This window comes from Candidatus Dadabacteria bacterium (genome assembly GCA_009837205.1).
Taxonomy (GTDB): Bacteria; Desulfobacterota_D; UBA1144; order Nemesobacterales; family Nemesobacteraceae; genus Nemesobacter.
This window is the reverse complement of sequence record VXTZ01000013.1, coordinates 1-24,621: the sequence shown is the minus strand read 5'-3', so window position 1 is coordinate 24,621 and position 24,621 is coordinate 1. Positions and strand designations below refer to the sequence as shown.

Below are 24,621 nucleotides of genomic sequence, written 5' to 3'. Positions count from 1 at the left end.
GTGCCTTGACCGCAGCGAATCCAGACGGTTTGAGAATGCATCCACGGCGCCATCCTTTTCAGACAGCACACACGCAGGTCAGCACGGTGTTTTTGATCATTCGCAGTATTTCTGATTTGCTCTGAGGTATTCAGTTATAAATTCATCGAGGTGGTTTTGAAACCCAGAAAGTATAAGAGCTTTGTTTTCTTCAACAGAATCAGAAAATCCGAAGTGCCCGAACGTACCGGTTTCCCATGTCATCGCCGTACCATATGTGGAAGACAGGGGATCTTCCAAAACTTTATTAAATTCAAGCTTTTTCGTAAAACTAATTCCAACTATATTAACCCCCGCATATAAATGATCGGCTATTCTGGTACTTTTTCCGGACTCGTTGAGTTCAATGGGAATACGAGCAGAACGCAAACGTGATTCTATAAAATTTCTAAGTTCTGTTTCAGTTAGATTTACTCTATTTTCTTTTCCAAGGCTCACGTCTATCAGTAACTTGATAGGCTGACAATTATTAAAAAAACGAAACTTCAGTCTAATATCTTCCTTGCTTGTTGTATCTGTTCCTGTTGGGGCGGGGTCGCAAGCGACTGTAGCGAGCAGAGCAAACAGCAGGTTAAAAATTAGTACCTTGCGAAATTTTCGTTTCGTCAAGTACATAATCACGGTTTTTTCTCTGTGTTCCGGTACTTCATACCACCGTCGGAAATCAGCAAAGCATGCATTCATCAGACAATTCCGAAAAGACAGTGTCTTTCGGAAAACACAGTTTCTCTCGACGCAAGAAAAGTGTAATCAGGAAGACAGGATTATCAACGCGCAGCGCTGCGACAATCAAGATGGGAGAACAACGGGGCAGTTAACCGTCTGACTCTTTTCCGGTTTTATGAACAGGCACGGCAAGGTAGAATACAAAAGGCAGGAGCCGTCTTAAGTTGCTCTTGTTATCCGGGATATCACGGCGAAGCATGGAATGAAACAGAAAAAGAGGAAATCACCCGGCAAGAAGGCGGTTCCAGAGGTAAACGGTGCCACAGTGGGGTACGAGGCCGAACTCTGGAGCACGGCCAACGCTCTTCGCGGAAGCATGGACGCGGCTGAGTACAAGCACGTCGTCCTGGGACTCTCGAAAGAGGAGCTTAGCTTGTCTTCTACGACGCGCTTGAGACGAACAACAGCGCTGTTAAGGTGCTGGACAAAGCTCTTCTTCGCTCGGGCTCGCCCTCGCTGCGAAGAGCTTTGTCCCCTGTCGATCCCTGTGCTAAACTCCCATGAAAAGAGATTATCGAAGTTAGTGGTGCACTTTAAAGTTCAAGTGGAAATTCCTAAATTGCAAAACGCCGGGAAATATGATTATATTACAAATTAGAATAAAGAGGGTTTTTCAAGCGTCTGATTCCCTCCTTAAATTCAAATTCTCTCCCCTAAGGAGGTACTTGGTATGAGAGTAACAAATTTTTTGGTAATTATTGCCGTACTGTTTTCATTCACAGTCATGGCTGAAGCTGGCACCCTTGAGGATGTAAAAGCACGAGGCAAGCTTAACTGTATTGTTTCATCGGGCTTGGCCGGGTTCGCATCTCCGGACGAAAAAGGCAACTGGCAGGGCTTTGACGTCGATTTCTGCCGCGCCGTAGCCGCTGCCGTGCTGGGAAGCGGTGACAAGGTGAAATTTGTACCGACTACGAATAAAACGCGGTTTACCCAGTTAAATGCTGGCGAAGGCGACATACTGTTCCGCAATACCACCGAAACGCTGAGTCGCGACGCTGACCTGAAACTGACTTTCCTGCCCGTTAACTACTATGATGGTCAGGGCTTTTTAACTCGCAAAAGTCTTGGGGTAACGTCGGCAACGCAACTGGCCGGGGCTTCGGTGTGCATCCAGACCGGCACCACCACGGAACTTAACCTGGCGGATTACTTCAGAGCCAATAAAATGAAGTACGAGCCTGTTAATACCGAAACCAATGAAGAGAGCATCGTCGCGTATGAAAGCAAAAGATGCGACGTGTACACCACCGACGCGTCGGCTTTAGCCTCCACGCGAGCGGCGCTGAAAAATCCGGCGGAACACATAATTCTTCCCGAAATCATTTCAAAAGAGCCGCTGGGCGGCGCGGTGCGCCATGGCGATGACCGCTGGGCTGATATCGGAAAGTGGGTGGTTAACGCGCTGATTATCGCAGAAGAGATGGGCATCACTCAGAAAAATGTCAAGGACCTCGCTAAAAAGCCTGGAAACAATCCGAGCATGAACCGTTTTCTAGGCACGGAAGGCAGCATGGGCGAGATGCTCGGTCTTGACAAGAATTGGGCCGTTAACGCAGTTTCAGCCGTAGGCAACTACGGAGAGATATTCGAAAGGCATCTGGGTCCTAAGACCCCTCTAGCGCTTGAAAGGGGGCTTAACGCTTCCTGGAAATCAGGGGGGATTTTGTACGCAGCACCTATTCGCTGATTGTGAGTAAACGTCAATAATAATTCAAGCCGAAGCCGCAGCACGAATGTGATGGATCCAATAGCTTTTCTGTCTCGATTGTGGAGGGATGAGCATTCCCGATCCGTTATTATTCAGGTCCTCGCAGTCGTGCTGATCTTCGGCTTGTTCGCCTACATCGTAAGGAATGCCGTTGTCAACCTTGAGGCAATAGGCAAAGGTTTCAGTTTCGGCTATCTGCGGGAACCCGCAAGCTATGATATAAATCAGCATCTAATAGAATACACGTCCCGTTCCACTCACTTCCGCGCAATGCTGGTGGGAATTCTAAACACCCTTCTGGTGGCGGTAAGCGGCATCGTTCTGGCAACGGTTCTTGGATTCACGCTGGGCGTTCTGCGGCTGTCGAAAAACCTGCTGGCAAGCAGGCTTGCCCACATCTATATTGATTACGTAAGGAATGTACCGGTACTGCTCCACATACTCCTTGTATACGGGATCATAGTTAATACGCTTCCCGTGCCCAGAGAGGCGCAAAGTCTCGGCGATATCGCGTTTCTGACTAACCGCGGCTTCTTTCTTCCCAAACCGATTTTTGAACCTCTGTTTCTGGTGATTCTGGGCCTGTTCGCCGCGGGAATTATTTTCACAATATGGTTCCGCAGATATGCGGCGGGCATACAGAGAAAAACGGGAGAGTACTACCCGGTGTTCTGGATATCGATGGGGGCCGTGCTGGGAATTCCGATTGTCTCCTATTTTCTTATAGGCGGTCCGATCACGTTTGAGATGCCCGCGCTGAGGGGATTCAACTTTAGCGGAGGTATGGTGATCAGGCCTGAATTCACCGCACTCTGGATTGCGCTTTCCCTGTATACAGCCGCGTTTATCGCCGAAATAGTAAGGGCCGGCATCATCTCCGTCAATTACGGGCAGACCGAAGCGTCCCTGGCCCTTGGGATAAACCACGGCAGAACGCTTAATCTGGTCGTGATTCCCCAGGCGCTGAGGGTGATAGTACCGCCGCTTACCTCGCAATATCTTAACCTTGCCAAGAATTCATCTCTGGCTATCGCGATCGGCTACATGGACATAGTTGCCACCATCGGCGGCATTACGCTTAACCAGACGGGCAGGGAAATGGAATGCATGATTATCGTGCTGTTGCTGTATCTCTCATTATCCCTGCTAATATCCTTCGCGATGAACATCTACAACAAACGGATCAGGCTGGTTGAACGTTAGGAGGAAATAGTCATAAACAAGGAAACCTACAGAGTTGGAGAACACCCCGATCTTCCGCCGCCTCGTAACGTAATAGGAATCTACGCCTGGACTAGAAAACATTTTTTCTCAAGTGCCACAAACATAGTCTTAACGCTTCTGGCGATCTGGTTCTTGATTGAAACCGTTCCCGCGCTTGTGGACTGGCTGTTTCTTGACGCGGCATTTACCGGGGGAAGCAGAGATGAATGCAGCGCCAAGGCTGGCGGTGCGTGCTGGGCGGTTATCGGCGAACGTCTTAACCTGTTCACCTATGGCTTTTACCCAGTCGCTGAGCGCTGGCGGGTGAATCTTTCATTTGTCCTGCTGATTTTCACTCTCATTCCGATACTCTTTGAAAAAGCGCCTTATCGCAAATACGCTCTTCATATCGCGGTCGCTTTCCCGTTCGTCACCGCATGGCTTCTGGTCGGAGGGCTAGGTCTTACGCCTGTCGAGACCGATCAGTTCGGCGGTTTCATGCTTACCTTGGTCATCGGGATAACCGGCATCGGGTTTTCACTGCCGATCGGGATCCTGCTGGCTCTGGGTCGTCAGTCGAAACTCCCCGCAATCCAGATATTCTCAATAGGCTTCATTGAGTTTATCCGCGGAGTACCGTTGATTACTCTTCTGTTCGTAGCTTCAACGATGCTCAATTATTTCCTCCCTCCGGGAGTGACTTTCGACCTTCTGCTGCGCGTACTGATCATGGTTACCCTTTTTGCGTCGGCGTACATGGCGGAAGTTATCCGTGGAGGTCTGCAGGCAATACCGAAAGGACAGTTCGAAGCCGCAGATTCAATGGGGCTTCACTACTGGTCCGCCATGAGACTGATCATATTGCCCCAGGCTATGAAGATTTCCATACCCGGCATAGTGAATACTTTTATCGGACTATACAAGGATACGACACTGGTAATTATTATCGGACTTCTGGATCCTCTCGGGATAGGCAGGGCGTCTCTCGCAGATACAAGGTGGACGGGGCTCTCAACCGAGGTTTATCTGTTCGTGGCAATATTCTTTTTTATTTCCTGTTTTGGGATGGCAAGATATTCACAGCACCTTGAAAACAAACTGGAAACCGAGCATAAAAGATAAGGAGCATGGCACAAATGACCCAAAAACCTGAACCAATGAATGAGAAAACAAAATCGGCCGCGGAGAACTATGCGGTAATAATGCGGGATGTGCATAAATGGTACGGCAAGTTCCATGTGCTTAAAAACATCAATCTTAATGTCGGAGTCGGGGAAAAAATCGTCGTATGCGGCCCATCGGGTTCGGGAAAATCAACGTTAATCAGATGCATCAATCGGCTGGAGGAACACCAGCAGGGAGAAATCATCGTTGAGGGAATAGAACTTTCCCATGATATCAAGAACATCGAGAGCATTCGGCGCGAGGTGGGCATGGTCTTTCAGCATTTCAACCTGTTTCCACACCTGACGGTGCTTGAGAACTGTACTCTTGCTCCAATATGGGTCCGCAAAATGCCTCTTGCGGAGGCGAACGCAGTTGCCATGAAATATCTGGAAAGAGTCAAGATTCCCGAGCAGGCGAACAAGTACCCGGGTCAGCTCTCCGGGGGCCAGCAGCAGCGCGTGGCGATAGCGCGAAGTCTCTGCATGAAACCCCGGATACTGCTGTTTGATGAACCCACGTCGGCACTTGACCCTGAAATGATCAAGGAAGTGCTGGACGTGATGATTCATCTGGCAAGCGAAGGGATTACCATGATATGTGTGACCCATGAAATGGGATTCGCAAGAACTGTAGGCGACCGCGTCATCTTCATGGACAACGGAGAAATAATCGAGGAGAACAACCCCGATGACTTCTTCCTGAACCCGCAGCATGAAAGAACGAAGCTGTTTTTAAGCCAGATACTGGATCACTGATGGAAAATATGATCGTTTTACACAAGGGAGAAGGCAGAAGTCTGATTTCATCCTTAAATTCAGGACGTTTCATTCTGCTCAAGAAGATAGCAGATATGAGAGCAACGAAGTTTCTGGCAATTATTGCCGTACTGTTTTCATTCACAGTCATGGCTGATGCCGGCACCCTTGAGGATGTGAAAAAGCGGGGCAAGCTCAACTGTATTGTTTCATCGGGCTTGGCCGGATTCGCTTCTCCAGACGGAAAAGGCGGCTGGCGGGGCTTTGACGTCGATTTCTGCCGCGCCGTAGCCGCCGCAGTGCTGGGAAGCGGGGACAAGGTGAATTTCGTACCGTCCACGAATAGAACGCGTTTTGCCCAGCTAAATGCCGGCGAAGGCGACATACTGTTCCGCAACACCACTGAAACGCTGAGTCGCGACGCTGACCTGAAACTGACCTTCCTGCCCGTTAACTACTATGATGGTCAGGGCTTTTTGGTTCGCAGAGATCTTGGGGTAACGTCGGCAACGCAGCTGGCCGGGGCTTCGGTGTGCGTCCAGGTCGGCACCACCACGGAACTTAACCTGGCGGATTACTTTAGATTCAACAAAATGGGATATGAGCATCTCAACACCGGAACCAACGCGGAGAGCATCATCATGTATGAAAGCAAAAGATGCGACGTGTACACCACCGACGCGTCGGCGCTGGCCTCTACGCGGGCGGCGCTGAAAAATCCGGCGGAACACATAATTCTTCCCGAAATCATTTCAAAAGAGCCGCTGGGCGGCGCGGTGCGCCATGGCGATGACCGCTGGGCTGATATCGGAAAGTGGGTGGTTAACGCGCTGATTATCGCAGAAGAGATGGGCATCACTCAGAAGAATGTCGCGGATCTCGCTAAAAAACCCGGAAATAATCCGGGCATGAACCGTTTCCTGGGCACCGAAGGCAACATGGGCGAGATGCTCGGTCTTGACAAGGATTGGGCCGTTAACGCGGTTTCAGCCGTAGGCAACTACGGGGAGATATTCGAAAGGCATCTGGGGCCCAAGACCCCTCTAGCGCTTGAAAGGGGGCTTAACGCTTCCTGGAAATCGGGGGGAATTTTGTACGCGGCGCCCATTCGCTGACCGCAAACAAAATCGTCCCGGCTTTGGCGGTCTGGAATCGCAACATACCGATATCACTAATCCCTATTTTCCTGCCAAGCGCCAACCACTCTTTTCAACCTTGCAATCAGCGACCCCTTAACCTTGCAATCAGCGACCCCTTAACCTTGCAATCAGCGATATAAAATTCCTGTGTTTTAAAGGGAAAAGTCACTAACTCTGTAATTGAAGGCATTGAGAACTCACAGACAAATATAATATAACTCTGCAATCAGCGATTTCTCAACCTTGCAATCAGCGATATAAAAATTATAATTTCCCTGTGAACAACATAATGCTTTATCCACGCCATATAGAACCACGCTTGACCGAGGCTCTTGAAGATTCGCCGGTCGTCTTGATTCACGGCCCCCGTCAATGCGGAAAAACAACTCTGGCACAGATGGTGTGTGCTCCCATGTATCTGAAGCAGCATGGAACCGATTCAAAGCAGAGCCAGACGAATGTGCCACGGGCAATAAGAACTTCCGGATATCACTATATTGATTTTGATGACAGCACAGTATCCAAAACCGCCAAGAAAGACCCTATGGGCTTCGTTGCCGCACTTCCCGAGCGCGTTATTCTGGACGAAGTGCAGCGCGTGCCCGAAATTTTCTCCGCTCTGAAGATACAGGTAGACCGAAAACGTACGCCCGGCCGCTTTGTAATGACGGGGTCCGCAAACGTGCTGCAGATTCCGAAACTTACAGACTCGCTTGCGGGCAGGATGCAGATAATTCGTCTGTACCCTCTTTCTCAATGTGAACTTGAGGACCAGTCTTGCCCCCGTTTCCTCGACACCCTCTTCGGAGACGGCTTCAGGATTGAGACAACAGAGCGTCTCGGCACAAATCTCTTCGAACGTATCGCGGCGGGAGGATACCCGGCCGCTTTAGCGCGACCGTCTGAACGACGGCAGATAGCGTGGTACAGGGATTATCTGCATCAATTGCAGACAGACATACTTGATTTCTCACGAATAAGCATGCCGGATTCGCTTCCGCAACTGCTGGAATCATGCGCGACCCAGACTGCAGGACTGTTCAACCTGTCAAGCCTCGCTTCATCATTTCAGCTGAGCCGACCGGCCATAGGAGGCTATGTGAGGTTGCTGGAAACTTCTTTCCTGATAGAGAGGCTGCTCCCATGGCAGAACAACCGCCAGAGCCGTCTTGTCAAAACGCCGAAACTTCATATAGGCGATACGGGCCTTGCCTGCGCCCTTCTGGGTGTAAATGCCGCTGGCCTCGAAGTTGACCGGCCGCTTCTGGGACAACTACTTGAGACATTCGTTTTCCATGAACTGCGACGCCAGGCAGCCTGCCGTGATGATTTCATGTCATTCTATCACTACCGGGACCGGGACCGCGCGGAAGTCGACATCGTTATTGAACGCGGAACCATGGAAGTGGCAGGTGTAGAGGTGAAGGCATCAGGAACGGTAACCATGGCCGATTTCCGAGGTCTGCGCAGACTCAGGGATGCTGTAGGCAGCCGCCGGTTCAAGGGAGGAGTGGTGCTCTACGACGGAGAGGTGTCAGTCGGATTCGGCGAAGGATTCTACGCGGTACCACTTCGCATGCTCTGGGAGAAAAATTAGGCAGCTCGCGGTCAGGCAACCCGTGAATTTAATTATAAATTCGATTTTTGTTTTTTTCTCTCGATTTAAGCTTTAGAATGGTACTGGTTAAAATTCACTGAAAACGCTGATTAACTGAACACAAAACAAGAAGGAGGAGCACTCTATTGGCAGAGAAAAGCACCAGAAAGAAAGAAACCCCGAGGAAATACTCTTCAATCTACGTGGAAGGAACACACAGGGCCCCTAGCCGCTCCATGCTGAGAGCGGTGGGATTTACAGACAGGGATTTCAAGAAACCCGTCGTGGGCATAGCGTCTACTTGGAGCATGGTAACGCCTTGCAACATGCATATAGACCAGCTCGCGAGACACGGGGCCGCGGGGGCGAACAGGGCCGGAGGCAAATCCATAATCTTCAACACGATTACCGTGTCCGACGGAATATCGATGGGAACCCCTGGAATGAGGTACTCACTCGTATCAAGGGAGGTCATAGCCGATTCCATTGAAACTGTGGCGGCGGGAGAGGGATTTGACGGCATCGTGGCCATAGGGGGATGCGACAAGAACATGCCCGGGTGCCTCATGGCTATGGCGAGGCTTAACAGGCCGTCTGTGTTCGTCTACGGCGGAACGATACTTCCCGGAAACTACAGAGGCAAAGACGTTGATATAGTTTCTGTATTTGAAGCGGTGGGAGCACACTCAAACAGCGACATCACCGATTCGGAACTCAAGGAAATAGAGTCCTGCGCGATTCCCGGACCCGGTTCCTGCGGGGGAATGTACACCGCGAACACCATGGCTTCAGCGATAGAAGCCCTCGGGATGAGTCTTCCCAACAGCTCCGCCCAAGCGGCGGTTTCAAAAGACAAGGTAGCGGACTGCAAAAATGCCGGGGCGGCGGTCTTGAACCTCATAAAAGAAAACATAACGCCGCGGGACATAATGACGAAAAAAGCCTTCCAGAACGCCATAACGGTAGTCGTGACGCTCGGGGGCTCAACCAACTCGGTGCTCCACCTGCTCGCTATGGCGAACGCCGCCGGGGTGCGTCTCACGATAGACGATTTCACAAGGGTCGGAAAAAAAGTTCCGGTGCTGGCCGACCTCAAGCCAAGCGGGCAGTACATGATGTCTGATTTCTGCAAGATAGGGGGACTGACTCCGCTTCTCAGGATTCTCCTTGACGAAGGCTTCCTGCACGGAGACTGCATGACCGTAACCGGCAAGACCCTGAAGCAGAACCTGCGGGGGGTTAAAAGATATCCAAGGGGGCAGAAGATAGTTCACCCAGTGAAGAAACCGATAAAGGAATCGGCCCACATAGTTATTCTCAAGGGAAACATAGCGCCTGAGGGAGCAGTGGCAAAAATAACGGGCAAGGAAGGGGACTCCTTTACCGGAAAGGCCATAGTGTTTAACTCCGAGGAGCAGAGCCTCAAGGCGATTCTCGGCGGCAGGGTGAAGAAAGGACACGTGATAGTGGTAAGGTACGAGGGTCCAAAAGGAGGGCCGGGAATGAGGGAGATGCTGGCCCCCACCGCGGCCGTTATGGGCAAGGGGCTCGGAGGAGACGTGGCGCTTATAACGGACGGCCGCTTCTCGGGGGGAACTCACGGCTTCGTCGTGGGACATATAACGCCCGAGGCGGTTGACGGCGGCGCCTTGGCGCTCATAAAAAACGGGGATGAGATAACTATTGACGCCAAAAGCAGGGAGATAACCCTGAACGTGCCGAACAGAGAGCTTCAAAAAAGAAGAAAAGCTTGGAAAAAGCCCGCGGCGAAGGAAAAAGCCGGCGTGCTCGCGAAATACTCAAGGCTTGTTTCCTCCGCTTCCCAGGGCGCAGTAACCGACAGGGTCTAGCTCCGCCGCCGCGCAAGGTGTATTGCCTATTTGCGGGTTGGCAATATACTTTATCCCATGGAGTGGTTCCAGGGAAAAAACGTCGTAGTGGGAATAACGGGCGGGATCTCCGCCTACAAGTCCTGCGAACTTGTGAGATCTCTCGTGAGAGACGGGGCGGAGGTTCGGTGCGTAATGACCGCAAACGCCGAGCGCTTCATAACCCCGCTCACCCTCCAGACCCTCTCTGGAAACAAGGTCGCCTCCAATCTTTTTGATCTCACTTCAGAATCCGAAATAGGCCACATAAAAATTGCCGACGAGGGCGACGTGGTGGTGGTCGCGCCCGCAAGCGCGTCCTTTATAGGCAAAATCGCCTCTGGGATAGCCGACAGCCTGCTCGCAACCGTCATACTGGCAACCAGGGCTCCTGTGATTATCTGTCCCGCAATGAACTCCAATATGTACTCAAACTCCATAGTGCAGGAAAACATGGAGAAACTGAGGCGTCACGGATTCACCATAGTGGAACCCGAGGAGGGAGATCTTGCCTGCGGGTGGACCGGAAGGGGAAGGCTTGCCGAAACAGACGCTATAGCTCTTGAGGTTCAGAAGGCGATTGCGCCGCAGGACTACGCGGGAGAGAACATACTTGTAAGCGCCGGAGCGACCAGGGAGCACATAGATCCCGTAAGGTTCATATCCAACCCATCTACCGGAAAAATGGGCTACTCGATAGCCCGGGCCGCATGGCTTCGCGGAGCCCGTGTGACACTGGTTTCGGGACACTCCTCTCTTCCGGACCCACACGGAGTGAAAGTAGTGCGGATAACTGACTGCGATGAGATGTATGAGAGAATCCACGAGTGTTTCGAGCTGGCAAACATAGTGATAAAGTCGGCGGCCGTAAGCGATTACTCGCCCCGAGAAAAATCGGAGCAGAAGATAAAAAAATCGAAAAAACAGCTCTCCATCCCCCTTAAGAAAACCCGGGACATACTGAAGTCACTCGGAGAAAACAAGAAAGACAGGATACTGGTGGGATTCGCGGCCGAGACGGAAAACATTGTCGAGAATTCACAAAAGAAGCTCAAGGAGAAGAACCTTGACCTCATTGTGGCAAACGACGTTACGGCCCCGCAGGCGGGCTTCGGAGAAGATACCAACATAGCCTGGCTTGTGGACAGGGAAAAAGTTGAAGAACTTCAGCTCATGAGCAAATTTGAACTTGCGAACAGGATTCTCGACAGGATAAAGGAAATAGAGAGGAATCGACAAGATCAGGCTGTATGATTCTCGATCCAGTTATCCAGACTTAGACCCCTAATGCGTACAAATTCGCTCAGGTTGTTTGTGACAATCGTTAAACCTTGACTCCTAGCATGGGCAGCGATGTGCATGTCATTCACTCCTGCAGAAATTCCTCTCCGCTCTAAGTCGGCACGTATCTCTCCGTAATGGGATGCCGCCGCTGGTCCGTATTCAAGAACATCTAGCAGGGAAACAAACTCTTCAACCTGCCTGCGGTTGTACTCCGGTCTTGAACTCTTCTCAACGCCATGCAGCAATTCAGCCAAGGTTACCGAGCTTATGCATGTCCGTGGAAGATTACGGTTAAAAACATCCAACAACTCAATCGGCCGACGATTAATGACATAAATCACAATGTTGGTGTCCAGCATATACTTCAGCATTACTCAAAAGGCTCTCTTTCCGGCTGCTCCTGGCTGACACGCTCAGTCATAAAATCGTCAGTCACGCGCTCCTCAGACAAAAAGAAACTATCCCAAGCATGGTCAACAGGGGAAAGTATGCGGTCATGACCGACCACTCTCACAATAACTTCTTTGACGTCGTCTGGAAAGCGCACCTCAGCGGGAAGCCTGACGGCTTGAGTTCGATTGTTCTTGAAGACTGATCCTTTAACAGGCATTATCTCACCTCCTTGAAATTGCTATATACACATTGTATATAAATCAAAATATATTGCAAGCGTATATAGCATAGATTTTCAATATAATCAGGGAGTTATCATGATTTTAAGGCTTTTTTCGGGATTTTCGGCAAGTGTGAAACCTCTCTGGATGTCTCGTAGCGAAAACCTGTGGGTAATCATCCCGCCCACATCCACAGCCCCTTTTTCTATCAGAGAAAGTGCGTCTTCCAAGTCCCCGGGAGCCGCCGCGTATGAACTCACAATACGGACTCCCGACCACCAGTAATCGTTAAAGGGGAAATCCAGCCTGAACTCCGGGTCAGAAGGAGCAAAAAAGAGTATTTTCCCCGAAGGGGAGACAAGACTGAAGGCGCTTTTTATCGCGGCCCGCGCCCCCGTGCAGACTATTACCATGTCAGAGAGGTATCCTGAGTTATTCTCCATTACAAACGAAGAGATGTCGTCCTCGGGGCTGAAAACATAAGCGGCTCCGAACTCCATGGCCTTACACAGCCTGAATTCATCTGAATCAGTCATGAAAACCGGTCCCGCGCCAAGGTGAAGAGCATACTGAAGGCATAAAAGCCCAGCCGTGCCGCTTCCGAGAATCGTTACGCTGTCCCCGCTACAAAGTCCCGCCGCGCGAATCGCTCTCGTGACGCAGCCAAGGGGCTCCGTGAACGATCCTTCCTCAAAAGACACGTTGTCCGGAAGATGAAGAACTCCCCGCTCCACGTTCGGAGGTGCCACGCACACAAACTCCGAGAAACCGCCCGGGTTAAACCCCGATTTCCTTATCATGGGACAGCTGGTATGTCTTCCGGAAAGGCAGTAACGGCACTCTTTGCAGGGGACATGATGAGTGGCAACGACCCTGTCGCCTACCCGGAACCGGCTCACTCCCGATCCAATTTCAGCCACTTCCCCCGCAATCTCGTGACCCAGCACCAAAGGAGCTTTCGGCACCCTGTACCACTCCATAAGATCGCTTCCGCAGATTCCGCTCGCCCTGACCCTGATGAGGACCTCCCCCTCTCCCGGCTCCGGGCGGGGAAACTCCTCAACCCTCAGGTCGCTGTTTGTGTGATAGACCGCGGCGAGCATGTCACGAGCCTTTCTCCCCGAGTTCCGTGAAAAGCTCGTGGGCCTGCTTGGGGGTCATGTTCTCGTGAACGATGCCGCGAATCGCCCTTAGGATCGCCACGGGGTTGTCGCGCTGCCAAATGTTTCTTCCCATGTCCACTCCCGCGGCGCCCCGGGATATGGCCTCGTGAGTCATGTTGAAAACGTCCATCTCGGTATCAAGCTTGGGACCGCCCGCGATCACTATGGGCACCGGGCAGCTTCCGGTTACTTTCTCGAAATCCTCGCAGTAATAGGTCTTGACGATGCGCGCTCCGAGTTCAGCGCATATCCTGCAGCAGAGCGCAAGGTACCTTGAGTCCCTTTTTTCAAGCTCTTTTCCGACAGCCGTTATCCCCAAAACCGGAATGCCGTATCTCTCCCCCTGGTTCACAAGCTCAGAGAGCCCGAGAAGTGTCTGTCTCTCAAACCCGGTTCCGACAAAGACTGAAAGCCCTACTCCGGCGACGTTGAGCCTTATGGCCTCCTCGAAATCCACGGTAATGCCCTCGTCCTCAAGATGCGGGCCGGCGATGCTGGTTCCCCCTGAGACCCTGAGCACCACGTTTGCCCCCGAATCCGGAGAGACCGAGGTTCTGAGCACTCCCCTTGTGAGCATTATGGTATCTGCATAAGGGAGAAGGGGAGTTATGGTTTCTTCGGGAACCTCGAGGCGGTGCGTTGGGCCGAGAAAGTAGCCGTGGTCAAGCGCGAGCATGACGGCTCTTCCCGTATCGGGCCTTATAATGCGGGCCATCCTGTTTTTCATGCCCCAGTCCATAAATACTCTCCTTCTCCGTCCGTTTCGCTAAACTCTAGAGCAATACCCGCCGCATGTCAAACAGACCTGAGACGAAAAAACGCGCTCCGGGGGCCTCGGGGAAGGACCGCCCGGACCTATGTCTCCGACCACGAGGTTTCTTCACGCTTTTAATGCAATTCGCAGGTTCTGGTATATACTTGCTCTGGTTACAGATTTTCGCGGAGCGGGAAACCTGAAGAGAGCTTCCGCCAGTCAGCTAGCCGGAGAAAAAGATGAAAAAAAACCTGAAAGCAGACGCATTCCTGTTAGTTCTGCTCCCAGCAGTGCTGCTTATATCTTTTTCTGCCCTTTCATGCCACGACGAGGACGATAGCGGCCCTGCGGTGGGAATAGTCTACGACACCGTAGGCAAGGAGGACAAGTCATTCAATGAGTCCGCTTATGAAGGGATCAAGAGGGCCGAGGCGGAACTCGGAATTTCTGTAAACGAAGATACAACTGACGGAACCGACCGAGAGGAACTTATCCGGTCCCTGGCCGAAAATAACGACCTCGTTATAGCCGTCGGGTTTTCATTTGAGGACCAGATAAAAAAGATCGCTGCTGAATTCCCGGAAACCAGTTTCGCCGGAGTGGACATCCAGCAGGGAAAGAACCCTCCTGTGAATTTCGCGAGCCTGCTTTTTAACGAGACAGAAGGCTCCTTTCTGGTCGGCGCCGCAGCGGCACTTACAACAAAGACGGACAAGATCGGCTTCATAGGAGGAGTATGCGCCACTCCTGATGCGATCATCGAAAGATTCGAGGCGGGATTTATAGCCGGGGCAAGGCAAGTAAACCCAGATATCACGATTGAAACGGAATACCTGTCTCACTGGGATGATCAGACGGGGTTTAACAATGCCGAAAAAGCTGAGATGGTTGCGACACGCATATTCGCAGCCGGAGCGGATGTCATTTTTCACGCGTCTGGAGCCTCGGGGCCGGGACTTTTCAAGGCGGCAAAGGACATAAGCGAAGCGCGGGGAAGCGGAGTCTGGGCTATAGGGGTTGATTCAGACCAGTACAGGACCGCAAGTGAATCCGAGCGGGAGCACATACTGACTTCCATGCTGAAAAGGGTGGACACAGCGGTCTACAATATCATCGAAGCCCGTAAAAACGGCGAATTCACGGGCGGAGAGGTGAGAAACGATCTCTCAAACGGCGGAGTCGACTACGCAACGTCCGGGGGGTTCGTGGACAAGATAAAAAATCGTCTGGAAGAGTACAGGACCAGCATAATAAACGGCGATATCGAGGTTCCAGCAGTTCCGGGAAAAAGCTGCGCGCAGCCGCAGACTTACTGACCCATTTAAAGCACCGACGCAAGGAGAACTCCGCGAGGCGGATACAGTTCCTGGTCAGAAACTCTTAACGAGCGATCTTGAATCCCTGAAGCCCTCAAGGGCCCGGGATATCTGGTCTTTCGTGTGGGTCGCCATAAGCGACGCCCTTATTCTGCATTTTCCGGCGGGAACCGATGGAGGTCTTACCGCGGGAGTGTAGATTCCTCTGTCCCTAAGTGCCGACGCCAGACTGAGTGTCGCCTCCGGCTCACCCGTAAGCACGGGAACTATAGCACTCTGGGAGGGAAGCACGGAAAACCCCATCTCTAAAAGACCGGCCTTGAACGTATCGACAAGCTCCATCAGATGCCTTCTTCTCTCCGGTTCGCTCTCTATGATACAGATAGCCTCAATTGACGCGGCGAGGGAAGCTGCGGGAAGGGAGGTATCGAAAATGTAGCTCCTTACCCTGTTTCTGATGAAATCGACAAGAGATCGGCTGCCGGCCACGTATCCACCCAGGGATCCGACGGCTTTTGAAAGAGTACCCATGACCACGGGAACCCTCCGCTCGACTCCGAAATGCTCGGTGGCTCCGCTGCCCTTCTCCCCGAGAACCCCCATGGCGTGGGCCTCATCCACCATGAGCATGCATCCGTAGCGCTCAGCGATCGAGCAGATCTCCCCGAGGTCAACGAGATCCCCGTCCATGCTGAACACAGTATCCGTGACTATGAGCTTCTTTCCGCCGCCACGGCTTCGGGAAACCATGTGCCTAAGGCTGTCCGTATCGAGATGGGGATACACCCGCACCCTGGCCCGGGAGAGCCTGCAGCCATCTATTATTGATGCGTGGTTAAGCTCGTCGCTGAACACCGTGTCCCCTTCCCCGACAAGCGCCGCGATCGTTCCCACATTCACGAGATAGCCGCTTGAGAAAAGGATCGCGGCCTCGGTTGACTTAAACCGCGCTATTTTTTCCTCAAGCTCGGCGTGAAGGTCGGAACTCCCGCTGACCAGCCTTGACCCTCCCGAGCCCGTACCGTAATCAGAAAGGGCCCCGGCCGCCGCCCCGATCACTCTCGGGTCGGTGGAGAGACCCAGATAGTTGTTAGAAGCTAGGAGCAGGTGCTTTTTCCCGCCGATTACTATCTCGGGAGACTGCCCCGAGGCGATCTCCGTAAGCGTCCTGAAAAGATTTTCCCCCCGTATGACCCTCAACTCATCTTCAATCCACTCAAGGCAATCGGGGGCTTCCATCCGCACTACCACTCTTCGGTAACCTTTTTTATGGAGAGATAAGTCGCCCGCAGAAGCTTCGCGAGATCGTCCATCCCGATTCCCACGGGAGGCATGAGCACGACCACGTCCCCAAGCGGTCTTATGAGAACCTCGTGAGAGAGCGCTTCCTCGGCGACCCGCCACCCCATCCTCTCCTCCGGCTCGTATGACTGTTTGGTTTTCTTGTCGCCAACGAGCTCGATTCCGACCATAAGCCCCTTGTTTCTTACGTTTCCGACGTGGGAGAGGCCCTCGAACTCCCGAAGCTCGTTCTCGAGGAACTCAATTTTTTCCGGAAGAGAGGGCAGTGTGTCGTTATTTCTAAAAGCCTCGAGATTTCCCATAGCGGCCGCGCACGAAAGAGGGTTTCCAGAGTAACTGTGACCGTGAAAAAACGTCTTGAATTCCTCGTAGTCTCCCAGGAACTGCTCGTATATCTCATCGGTAGTTATCGTCGCCGAAAGCGGAAGGTATCCCCCGGTCATCCCCTTCCCGAGAACCATCATGTCGGGCGTCACCCCGTCGTGTTCGCACGCGAACATCCTGCCCGTTCTCCCGAAGCCCGTAGCCACCTCGTCAACTATCATCAGCACGTCGTAACGCGTGCAGTTCTCCCTAACTTTCGCCAGGTAGCCGTCGGGGGCCACCACCATTCCCCCCGCGGCCTGAACGCAGGGCTCGAGTATGACGGCTGCTATCTCCCCTTGGCGCTCCCTGAGTATCTCCCCCATTTCATCCGCGCACGCGATTCCGCATCCGGGCCAGGTTTTCCCCAGCGGACACCTGTAGCAGTAATAGGAAGGAGCCCTGTAGGTCTTGAACAGAAGCGGCGAGAAAGCCTTGTGGAAAATATCTATTCCCCCTACCGAGACGGCTCCCAGGGTGTCGCCGTGATAGCCGTTATCAAGGCACAGAAACGCCCTTTTCTCGGGCCTTCCCCTGTGGCACCAGTACTGAAACGCCATCTTGAGCGCAACCTCCACGGCACTTGCCCCGTCGCCCGAGTAAAACACTTTCTTGAGTCCCGGCGGGCAGATATCCACAAGCTGCTTCGCAAGCTCGGCGGCCGGAGGATTTGTAATGCCGAGAAGCGTGCTGTGGCTCACAAGCTCAAGCTGCTTTTTTATGGCCCCGTCAATCTCGGGCACCGCGTGGCCGTGGATGTTCACCCAGAGGGAGGAAACGCCGTCTATGTACTTCTTTCCCTCTGAATCCACCAGGTACGACCCTTCCGCGCGCTCGATCACTATGGGATCCCTGCTCGCGTAATCCTTCATCTGGGTAAACGGATGCCAGACAAATTCCCTGTCGTAAGAGGCTATCTGTTTGGATTTTTCACTCATATCGCTTCGCGCAGTGGTGTCTTTTAAGATACCGCCGGTGCAAAGAATATAATGGAATCGCCGCTGCGTGGCTAGTTTAGAATTTCTTTTCTGACCGGCATCTGCAGATCGTCAAGCATGCGCAGGTCGTCCTTGGGAGAGCGTCCCGGAGTGGTAAGGTAGTTGCCGAGGATCATGGCGTTCGCCCCGGCCACAAGACCCATCGCCTGGAGGTCTCTAAGCGTCACTTCCCTTCCGCCTGCCGTCATTATTATCTTGTCCGGCAGCACCAGCCTGAAAATCGATATGGTCTTCACAGCTTCAAGCGGCTCTATGGTCTCAAGGTTCTCAAACGGGGTTCCGGGTCTCGGGTCAAGGAAATTTATCGGAACCCATGTGGGATCAAGATCCCTTATCTCGAAAGCAAACTCCATTCTCTGGCGTATGCTCTCCCCCATGCCAAGTATGCCGCCCGAGCAGAGGTTCATTCCGGTTTCCTTCACAAGAAGGGCGGTCTTCAGCCTGTCATCGTAGCTGTGAGTGGTGCATATGCTTGGGAAATGGCTCCTGCAGGTCTCGACATTGTGGTTATATCTCCACACACCGTGGTCCCTGAGTTCGTATGCCTGTTCCCTCGTCAGGTCGCCGAGGGAGCAGCCGACCTTGAGGTTCGTTTCCGCACAGAGAAGATCAACGGCTTCGAGAACCTTTTTGAATATCCTCGGCGTCGGGCCCTTTGCGCTTATGACTATGCAGAAATCCATTGCTCCCATCTTCTCCGCCTGCCTCGCGGCCCCGAGAATCCTCTCGGCAGCCATTAGCGGGTGGGCCTCCACCTCCGTGTCGAAATGGGCCGACTGGGAGCAGAAGGAGCAATCCTCGGGACAGTTCCCCGTCTGGGCGCTTATTATCGAGCGCAGAAACACTCCGTCGCCCTTGTACTTGAGGGTTACCTTCCTCGCAAGCGATATGAGTTCCGAGAGACGCTCCGCTGGAAGTTCCGCAAGCGCGAGTGCGTCAGAGAAGTTTATCTGTTCTTCTTTTTCGAGAAGCTTTTCGGAAACCACGTCAAGAATATCTATTTTGGGCTGCCTCCGGCAATAAGTTAAGCGGAGATGTTAGATTACAGAAACAGGCGGCGTTGTCAAACAACGGGGCGTCGGAACAAGGCAGGGGCAATACCCCCGCGAGTTAAGCGGAATACTTGAACGAAGGCGCCGTCCCGCCGATTTTTCATATGATGAAGCGCTTTGGCCTTGGGGAGATTTCTGTTCGCCCCTCGGGATTTCGGAGTCCCGAAGGACAGTCTTTTTTATTCCTGCGCGTTAAAACCACTTGAGCAGACGAAACGGCGATATTTTCGCGCTTGAATTCAGTGGGATTCTATAGTTTACTATAATAAGGCTATGCTGGGTTCAGGTCGCCATTTCAGCATGCAGAAAAACCATGGAGGTAATGATGAGGATTAATTTAAGAATTCAGAGAATGATTCTAGGCTTGTTTTTTGTTTTAGGGGGGGGTGCTTGCTCTTTCATTCTGGTATGGAGGCATCCGCTAACGACGGGGACGATACGGGTATAGTTGCGGAAGATGTTAATCCTACTGATCGAGATAGCGTGAGCGAATTTCTCGATAAGGTAGCACATGATTATGAAGAAGTTTATAACGCAAACTTTGACCCAGATAACCTCGCGGTGCTGATCAGAGAAGTCACATTATACAACAGGGCGGTAAGGCAGGAAGGAGACTACAAGCACGGTGAAGTTTATTCATTGAGCATAAACAACAGAAATATAGTAACGAATCACGCGAGATATCCCGACCTGTTCGGTTACAGGTTCGTCTCGGATGCCTCGGGTTCCGATGTCGCAGGCACTATAAACAGTTTAATCTCGAGCGCAAACAGCGAGCCTCAAGGTATGAACCACTGTGAACAATACGGCGACGCCGGGAGATGGGCCTGCGCGCGCAATGTGCCGGATAACCTCGGCGGACATACAATGTTCATAGCGGGTCTTCACCACGATGGGGATGACACCGCTTTTTCGGAGCCTGAATGTACAGGGTTCACACTTGCGACTTCAGCTGAGGATGTACATGAAGACCCTACAGATGAGAATCTTGAAGCTTACGTAAAAGAGGTTATCAGGGTAGCTCAAGCTCAATTTGCAGGAGCATTCAGAGCAGCAGCAGTACCAGGCGCTTCTCCAGGGCAAATCCGGTTAAACACACTCACAAACCTGAATGACCAATCCGCTTGCTACAGGGTAGGAGATCTCAGGCATGGAAACATATATACCTTCATAATGGAGGCGAAATCGGATCCGGAAGAACCCGCCGCGGTGATTATAAACGGAAACAATTTTGATCTGAACGGCACCAACTTGGATCTGAACGATGACAGACTGCCAGGAGAACAGAATATAGCGAAACTGTTCAGCCAGGAGTTGGGAGACGTAGAAATCGGAAGTGCCACTTACGTAAATTATCACTGGGATGACCCAACGACTGATGACGATAACGTTGCAAACTTTCTTGAAAACAGCAAGGTTCCCGGCACTTCATGCAAGAGAAGCTATATCGAGGTGGCAAGCATAACCGCGATGGTGCCAGGCCTCCCTCCCACCCTTTACATCTTCGGTTCCGGAACTTATCCCGGAGATGATGCGTGCGAGGTTGATGATGATGACGGAGGATGCGCGATCGCGGGTACGGCAAATACGAACAGGGGTGCGTTGCTCAACCTGTTCGTTATGGCTTCAGTCCTGTTCCCGGTCGTTTTCCTGAGAAGGCGCACGCAGAAGGTTTCAGGAAATACCGGCTTCCAAGACTGCCAGTAAATATCTGCTGAACAGGGGCGGCCTTGAGGCTGCCCCTGTTTTTTCAGGTTCTTAAAACATCCTGATGCCAAACCCGGAAATCAGTACATTCGGTATCGAAACATTTTCCGGCAGCCGTATCCTGCAAACTCCCTGTTATAATTAGCGGCGCTTTGCCGCCCGCTGTTTACGCTCCACTACATGCGTCGCCGCATGCCATGTAAAACTTGCTTCCGGCTGACTGACCTTATCTTTGCCGGGTGGGATTCGAACCCACTGGCACACTATGAAAGATTTACAGCTAGATCATAGCCTCCTCCCCCCTTCCAGAACTTTCCCTCGCGCAACGCAAATGCCTCAAAAAAAATGAGGCTATCGATTTAGTCCCCACAATGTTATATTTGGTAATAAAAATTCTTGCTGACTGGCCAGTTGCCGTCGGACTGCTCTCAAAATTCCCGGTAAAGTGCCAGGCAGCGCCTTTCGAAATTTAACTCTTAAGTCTTTGTCGAAGCAGGCGTGAGAGATGAAGAAAACATTTTCAGGCGAAGAAAAATGTTTTGACAATACGGGCTTGGGATGCAGTATCGACTTTAGCAATTCCTTGCCGGTGGCGAACCACGACGACAATCCTTGGTGCTGGAGAAGCGAGAGGTTCGCAGGGTGAAATTGTCTCTCAGGCATCTTGCGGGCGGAAGCAGTGACGAAACCCTGTTCTCTCTTGCGCTTCCGGCACTGTCGGCCGGGATCACCGCGGGTCTCTGTCTGCTCGTCATTGAGATTGCCTTCGGAACATTCATATTCTCTGGAACGCTGGCCCCGTATTCCTCCCAGGGCATCGGCCTGATACTGTTCGGAAACTTCGCCGCATGCCTGCTTATCGCTCTTATAGGAGGGTACCGCGGCACAATCGCGGGGCTGTCTCCCTTGTTTGTGCCCGTGATGGCAACCATTGCGGCCACAATGAATACGGATGCCCAGGCTCTCTTCGTGACCACGGCCTGCGCGCTGATCATCAGCGCCGTGGCCACGGGTACGTGCTGCCTTCTGGTTGGACAGTTCCGGCTCGCCAACATGCTGCGCTTCATCCCGTATCCGGTGGCGGGAGGGTTTGTGGCAGGGATCGGAGGAGTCGTCTGCCTGGCGGCCCTGTCCCTGATGGGGGCAGGTCCGGGCTGGAGGGGAGCGGCACTGCTGGAGCCGACCGTGCTGTGGACATGGTTCCCGGGCGTCGCCTACGGTGTGCTCCTTTACGGCGCCGTCAGGCGTTGGGGAAATCCCGTGATCCTTCCGGCAAGCATTCTGCTTGCGATCGCCGCGTACCATCTTGCTCTCTCGGCCCTAGGCATCTCCGGCGCCGAGGCCAGGGCGGATGGACTGCTTCTTGTCAGCACGGCGAAGGGAAGCTTGTGGCCGGCGTTGTGGCCGAGCGACTTCGCGCACGTGGACTGGTCCGCGATTATCGGACAGATACCGAACATGATGATACTGATTCTTATTGCCCTGATCTGCGTCATCGTGGATGTCGCCGGACTCGAGGCCGCCGTGGGCGAGGATATGGAGTGGAACCGCGAGTTCCGGGCGATGGGCCTTGCCAGCATCATTGCCGGATTCGGCGGGGGAACAGCGGCGACCATAATCGTTTCCGCATCGATCCGCAGCAAGATATTCCGCGCTACCACCCGGCTGACAGGAGTAATCGCAGCCTGCGTCGTCGGGGTTGCGCTGCTGTTTGGCGACGGCATTCTGGAACTGGTGCCAACCGCGTTTGTCGGCGGCATGCTGGTCTTTGCCGGACTCGTCATGCTGGACCAGGGACTGGTGAAGACCCGCGAACGCCTGCCCAGACCGGAATACGCAATCATCCTCCTGATCTTTGTCGTCATCATCTTTTTCGGCCTGCTAGAGGGCGTGGGCGCCGGCATGGCGGCCACCATGGTGTTCTTCGCAGTGCGTCTGAGCCAGGCGGATACGATCGCGTCGCATTTCACCGCGCGCGAGCATCGTAGCAACAAGTTCCGCCCGGTTCCCGACCGTGCCATCCTCCTGGCGGAGGGAGACCGGGTGCAGGCGTACAAGCTTCAGGGATACATCTTCTTCGGCAGCGTCAGCGCCCTGGCCGACCGTCTCAGGAAGTCCCTAGACGGCCCATCGCGGCCCACCTGTCTGATAATCGACTTCTCCGATGTCTCCGGGTTCGACTTTTCGGCGGTGAGCGTGGTGGCCCGATTCGTCCAGCGGGCAAACGCCGCGGGAGTGCGCGTGGTCTTAAGCGGTCTTTCAGAGAAACTGCGCTTCAGCCTTGAGAAGAACATCGATCCTTCGGTGTTCTCGGAGTTGTGGCTTGAGTCAAACGCCGATCACAGCTTGGAGCGTTGCGAGGATCTCATCATCGAGACATGGAAGGCGGGTGTGGCCACGATGGAGCAGCACGCCTCGCTGCTTGAGCACACCGTCGATGACATTGAACACTACTTGGAGCGGCAGGTCCGCTTCGAGGACCTCATAGAAACGCTTCGGCCGTGGCTTGTCCCCCGGAATTATGCCACCGAGGATATCATCGCAGGACCGGATATCCAAAGCGAAGGCCTGCTGCTGCTGCTGTCGGGCCGTGCATCCGTCTACGATTCCGCGGGCCTGCGACTCCACCAGTGCGGCCCCGGTGACGTGATCTGGCCATCCAATCCGGCAGCTGCCACGGAAACAACGATAGTCGCGGACGAGTCATGCTCCACAATGCTGCTCACTCCCAACTCCCGTCGCTGGATGGAGAAACACGAACAGGGACTGGCGATCGAGTTGTATCAATACCTGCTTGCCGAGCACTTCAGAACTGAGGCGGAAGAGAACACACCTGCGGAAGAAGGATCCGGGGATTGAGAATGCAATAAACAGTCCTGAGCACAAGGGGCTTGACAGGATACGGTCAAAGGGCAAAAGCGGGTTTGACCAGATGGTGGCATTTAACGTGTTGGCAGCCAAAATACATCATCCAGGTTCGATGACAAGGAAGGCATGGAAGAAGAAAAAGAAACTGAGACGACTGCGGGAAGCAGCGTAAAACGGGAGAAAAAATCGGGTGGGGGCACTAATTCCCTGCTTTTGCTCCTGCAATCCAAATCGCGGCCATGGTTAAATACCAAGGACCACTGATTCTACACTACTATTAAGTATAAAAAAATCCGGCAACTTCCCCTGTAACCAGCCGGAACCAATAAGGAGGGAGCGGCTGCCTGAGGACGGCACCCTCCCTGACGGTTTTTGCATGTTATCTCGAGTGTCTTTGGATCCGATAATAACGGTGGGGATACAGACCTGAGCCCGCAAGTCCTCAAGACCCCGTACCGCCTCCTCGAACCTGAAGCGCAGCGCTTTAAATTCCCGGAACCATCCCGCCCCGCCGACATCTTCGCTTCCCGTGCAGGCAGGTAATTCATCGCGTGAATTCACGTGGAGTGGGGGGCATTTTTAGGACGGAACGTTCCGTATCACCCTAAAATAACTTATATTTTTACCTTGACAAGCAGTCAAGGGGTAATTAGCGTCTGTCAGGAAAAGTCTAACTCACCGAAACAAACAATCATTGATTTTGGAATTATATACAATCCTACCAAACCTCAAGAAATCCCAATAACCCTGCCCCCAACATATAGCCCCTGATTAAATTTCACTCAAAAAAAAAGCACAGCATGTTGAGTTACCAACACGCTGTGCTATAATTCGTTACCTGAAGGTAGTTAAGTATGTTATCCCCTTGATTTTCTATGAAGATTCTCCATATGCGGTGGAATTACATTTGAGGGAGGAGTTATGAGAATAAAATTCAGAACATACGGAATGGTTTTGGGCATGTTTTTCGCGCTGGGGCTCGTTTTTTCGTTCAG

At 52.6% G+C, this 24,621-nt stretch carries 19 protein-coding genes and 1 pseudogene; 12 read left to right on the top strand and 8 right to left on the bottom strand.

Translation table 11 applies throughout. The annotated features are described in order from the left end of the window. Positions 1 to 96: 96 nt before the first annotated feature. Positions 97 to 723 carry a hypothetical protein gene (locus tag F4Z13_02510; GenBank protein ID MXZ48119.1) on the bottom strand — a complete coding sequence of 209 codons (627 nt, stop codon included), beginning with the start codon at positions 721 to 723 and terminating at the stop codon, positions 97 to 99. A gap of 244 nt (positions 724 to 967) precedes the next feature. Here F4Z13_02510 and F4Z13_02505 point away from each other — a divergent pair. The 9 genes and pseudogenes from F4Z13_02505 to coaBC all read left to right on the top strand — a co-directional run bounded on the left by F4Z13_02505 (position 968) and on the right by coaBC (position 11,459). Next, positions 968 to 1,120, top strand: a pseudogene (locus tag F4Z13_02505) (hypothetical protein). Between the two features lie 315 nt (positions 1,121 to 1,435). Next, positions 1,436 to 2,455 (top strand): amino acid ABC transporter substrate-binding protein, encoded by a 1,020-nt coding sequence (locus tag F4Z13_02500; GenBank protein ID MXZ48118.1) that lies wholly within the window; start codon positions 1,436 to 1,438, stop codon positions 2,453 to 2,455. A 51-nt stretch (positions 2,456 to 2,506) separates the two neighbouring features. Further along, a complete protein-coding gene (locus tag F4Z13_02495; GenBank protein MXZ48117.1) occupies positions 2,507 to 3,679 on the top strand; it encodes an ABC transporter permease subunit in 1,173 nt (390 codons plus the stop codon). 12 nt (positions 3,680 to 3,691) lie between these two features. After that, the gene (locus F4Z13_02490; GenBank protein MXZ48116.1) at positions 3,692 to 4,801 is read left to right on the top strand and encodes an amino acid ABC transporter permease; all 1,110 of its coding nucleotides are present in this window, start codon (positions 3,692 to 3,694) and stop codon (positions 4,799 to 4,801) included. Between the two features lie 35 nt (positions 4,802 to 4,836). Further along, on the top strand, positions 4,837 to 5,601 hold the full coding sequence (locus tag F4Z13_02485) for an amino acid ABC transporter ATP-binding protein (GenBank protein MXZ48115.1): 765 nt from the start codon (positions 4,837 to 4,839) through the stop codon (positions 5,599 to 5,601). 95 nt (positions 5,602 to 5,696) lie between these two features. Then, positions 5,697 to 6,716 (top strand): amino acid ABC transporter substrate-binding protein, encoded by a 1,020-nt coding sequence (locus F4Z13_02480; protein MXZ48114.1) that lies wholly within the window; start codon positions 5,697 to 5,699, stop codon positions 6,714 to 6,716. A 313-nt stretch (positions 6,717 to 7,029) separates the two neighbouring features. Further along, the gene (locus F4Z13_02475) at positions 7,030 to 8,337 is read left to right on the top strand and encodes an ATP-binding protein (protein MXZ48113.1); all 1,308 of its coding nucleotides are present in this window, start codon (positions 7,030 to 7,032) and stop codon (positions 8,335 to 8,337) included. A gap of 146 nt (positions 8,338 to 8,483) precedes the next feature. After that, on the top strand, positions 8,484 to 10,187 hold the full coding sequence (ilvD, locus tag F4Z13_02470) for a dihydroxy-acid dehydratase (protein ID MXZ48112.1): 1,704 nt from the start codon (positions 8,484 to 8,486) through the stop codon (positions 10,185 to 10,187). A 57-nt stretch (positions 10,188 to 10,244) separates the two neighbouring features. After that, positions 10,245 to 11,459: a bifunctional phosphopantothenoylcysteine decarboxylase/phosphopantothenate--cysteine ligase CoaBC gene (gene coaBC, locus F4Z13_02465; GenBank protein ID MXZ48111.1), complete on the top strand. Its 1,215-nt coding sequence runs from the start codon at positions 10,245 to 10,247 to the stop codon at positions 11,457 to 11,459. Here coaBC and vapC read toward each other — a convergent pair. The 4 genes from vapC to lsrF form a co-directional block, all read right to left on the bottom strand. Then, on the bottom strand, positions 11,447 to 11,860 hold the full coding sequence (gene vapC, locus F4Z13_02460) for a tRNA(fMet)-specific endonuclease VapC (protein MXZ48110.1): 414 nt from the start codon (positions 11,858 to 11,860) through the stop codon (positions 11,447 to 11,449). The two genes, coaBC and vapC, sit on opposite strands and share 13 nt — an antisense overlap. Further along, complete coding sequence (locus F4Z13_02455; GenBank protein MXZ48109.1) at positions 11,860 to 12,099, bottom strand: antitoxin; 240 nt, start codon at positions 12,097 to 12,099, stop codon at positions 11,860 to 11,862. The genes vapC and F4Z13_02455 overlap by 1 nt, the downstream gene beginning before the upstream one ends. A gap of 87 nt (positions 12,100 to 12,186) precedes the next feature. Further along, positions 12,187 to 13,206: an alcohol dehydrogenase catalytic domain-containing protein gene (locus tag F4Z13_02450; protein ID MXZ48108.1), complete on the bottom strand. Its 1,020-nt coding sequence runs from the start codon at positions 13,204 to 13,206 to the stop codon at positions 12,187 to 12,189. 1 nt (position 13,207) lies between these two features. Next, on the bottom strand, positions 13,208 to 14,005 hold the full coding sequence (lsrF, locus tag F4Z13_02445; GenBank protein MXZ48107.1) for a 3-hydroxy-5-phosphonooxypentane-2,4-dione thiolase: 798 nt from the start codon (positions 14,003 to 14,005) through the stop codon (positions 13,208 to 13,210). A 254-nt stretch (positions 14,006 to 14,259) separates the two neighbouring features. Between lsrF and F4Z13_02440 the strand changes: the two genes are divergently transcribed. Further along, on the top strand, positions 14,260 to 15,336 hold the full coding sequence (locus F4Z13_02440; GenBank protein ID MXZ48106.1) for a BMP family ABC transporter substrate-binding protein: 1,077 nt from the start codon (positions 14,260 to 14,262) through the stop codon (positions 15,334 to 15,336). Between the two features lie 54 nt (positions 15,337 to 15,390). On the opposite strand, the gene bioF is transcribed toward F4Z13_02440, so the two are convergent. From bioF to bioB, 3 genes are all read right to left on the bottom strand, one after another. Beyond that, positions 15,391 to 16,575 carry an 8-amino-7-oxononanoate synthase gene (bioF, locus tag F4Z13_02435; protein MXZ48105.1) on the bottom strand — a complete coding sequence of 395 codons (1,185 nt, stop codon included), beginning with the start codon at positions 16,573 to 16,575 and terminating at the stop codon, positions 15,391 to 15,393. A 5-nt stretch (positions 16,576 to 16,580) separates the two neighbouring features. After that, positions 16,581 to 17,939 carry an adenosylmethionine--8-amino-7-oxononanoate transaminase gene (bioA, locus tag F4Z13_02430; protein MXZ48104.1) on the bottom strand — a complete coding sequence of 453 codons (1,359 nt, stop codon included), beginning with the start codon at positions 17,937 to 17,939 and terminating at the stop codon, positions 16,581 to 16,583. A gap of 71 nt (positions 17,940 to 18,010) precedes the next feature. Beyond that, the gene (bioB, locus tag F4Z13_02425; protein MXZ48103.1) at positions 18,011 to 19,000 is read right to left on the bottom strand and encodes a biotin synthase BioB; all 990 of its coding nucleotides are present in this window, start codon (positions 18,998 to 19,000) and stop codon (positions 18,011 to 18,013) included. Positions 19,001 to 19,441: 441 nt separating this feature from the next. On the opposite strand from bioB, the gene F4Z13_02420 reads away from it, so the two are divergent. Next, entirely contained in the window at positions 19,442 to 20,758 is a 1,317-nt protein-coding gene (locus F4Z13_02420; GenBank protein ID MXZ48102.1) for a hypothetical protein, read from the top strand. A gap of 612 nt (positions 20,759 to 21,370) precedes the next feature. Next, positions 21,371 to 23,617 carry a SulP family inorganic anion transporter gene (locus F4Z13_02415; protein MXZ48101.1) on the top strand — a complete coding sequence of 749 codons (2,247 nt, stop codon included), beginning with the start codon at positions 21,371 to 21,373 and terminating at the stop codon, positions 23,615 to 23,617. Positions 23,618 to 24,621: the final 1,004 nt, after the last annotated feature.

Coding starts and splice junctions, on each gene's coding strand:
- F4Z13_02510 (MXZ48119.1), bottom strand. CDS start 723: ATGAATGCATGCTTTGCTGATTTCCGACGGTGGTATGAAGTACCGGAA.
- F4Z13_02500 (MXZ48118.1), top strand. CDS start 1,436: ATGAGAGTAACAAATTTTTTGGTAATTATTGCCGTACTGTTTTCATTC.
- F4Z13_02495 (MXZ48117.1), top strand. CDS start 2,507: ATGGATCCAATAGCTTTTCTGTCTCGATTGTGGAGGGATGAGCATTCC.
- F4Z13_02485 (MXZ48115.1), top strand. CDS start 4,837: ATGAATGAGAAAACAAAATCGGCCGCGGAGAACTATGCGGTAATAATG.
- F4Z13_02480 (MXZ48114.1), top strand. CDS start 5,697: ATGAGAGCAACGAAGTTTCTGGCAATTATTGCCGTACTGTTTTCATTC.
- F4Z13_02475 (MXZ48113.1), top strand. CDS start 7,030: ATGCTTTATCCACGCCATATAGAACCACGCTTGACCGAGGCTCTTGAA.
- coaBC (MXZ48111.1), top strand. CDS start 10,245: ATGGAGTGGTTCCAGGGAAAAAACGTCGTAGTGGGAATAACGGGCGGG.
- vapC (MXZ48110.1), bottom strand. CDS start 11,860: ATGCTGAAGTATATGCTGGACACCAACATTGTGATTTATGTCATTAAT.
- F4Z13_02455 (MXZ48109.1), bottom strand. CDS start 12,099: ATGCCTGTTAAAGGATCAGTCTTCAAGAACAATCGAACTCAAGCCGTC.
- F4Z13_02450 (MXZ48108.1), bottom strand. CDS start 13,206: ATGCTCGCCGCGGTCTATCACACAAACAGCGACCTGAGGGTTGAGGAG.
- lsrF (MXZ48107.1), bottom strand. CDS start 14,005: ATGGACTGGGGCATGAAAAACAGGATGGCCCGCATTATAAGGCCCGAT.
- F4Z13_02440 (MXZ48106.1), top strand. CDS start 14,260: ATGAAAAAAAACCTGAAAGCAGACGCATTCCTGTTAGTTCTGCTCCCA.
- bioF (MXZ48105.1), bottom strand. CDS start 16,575: ATGGAAGCCCCCGATTGCCTTGAGTGGATTGAAGATGAGTTGAGGGTC.
- bioA (MXZ48104.1), bottom strand. CDS start 17,939: ATGAGTGAAAAATCCAAACAGATAGCCTCTTACGACAGGGAATTTGTC.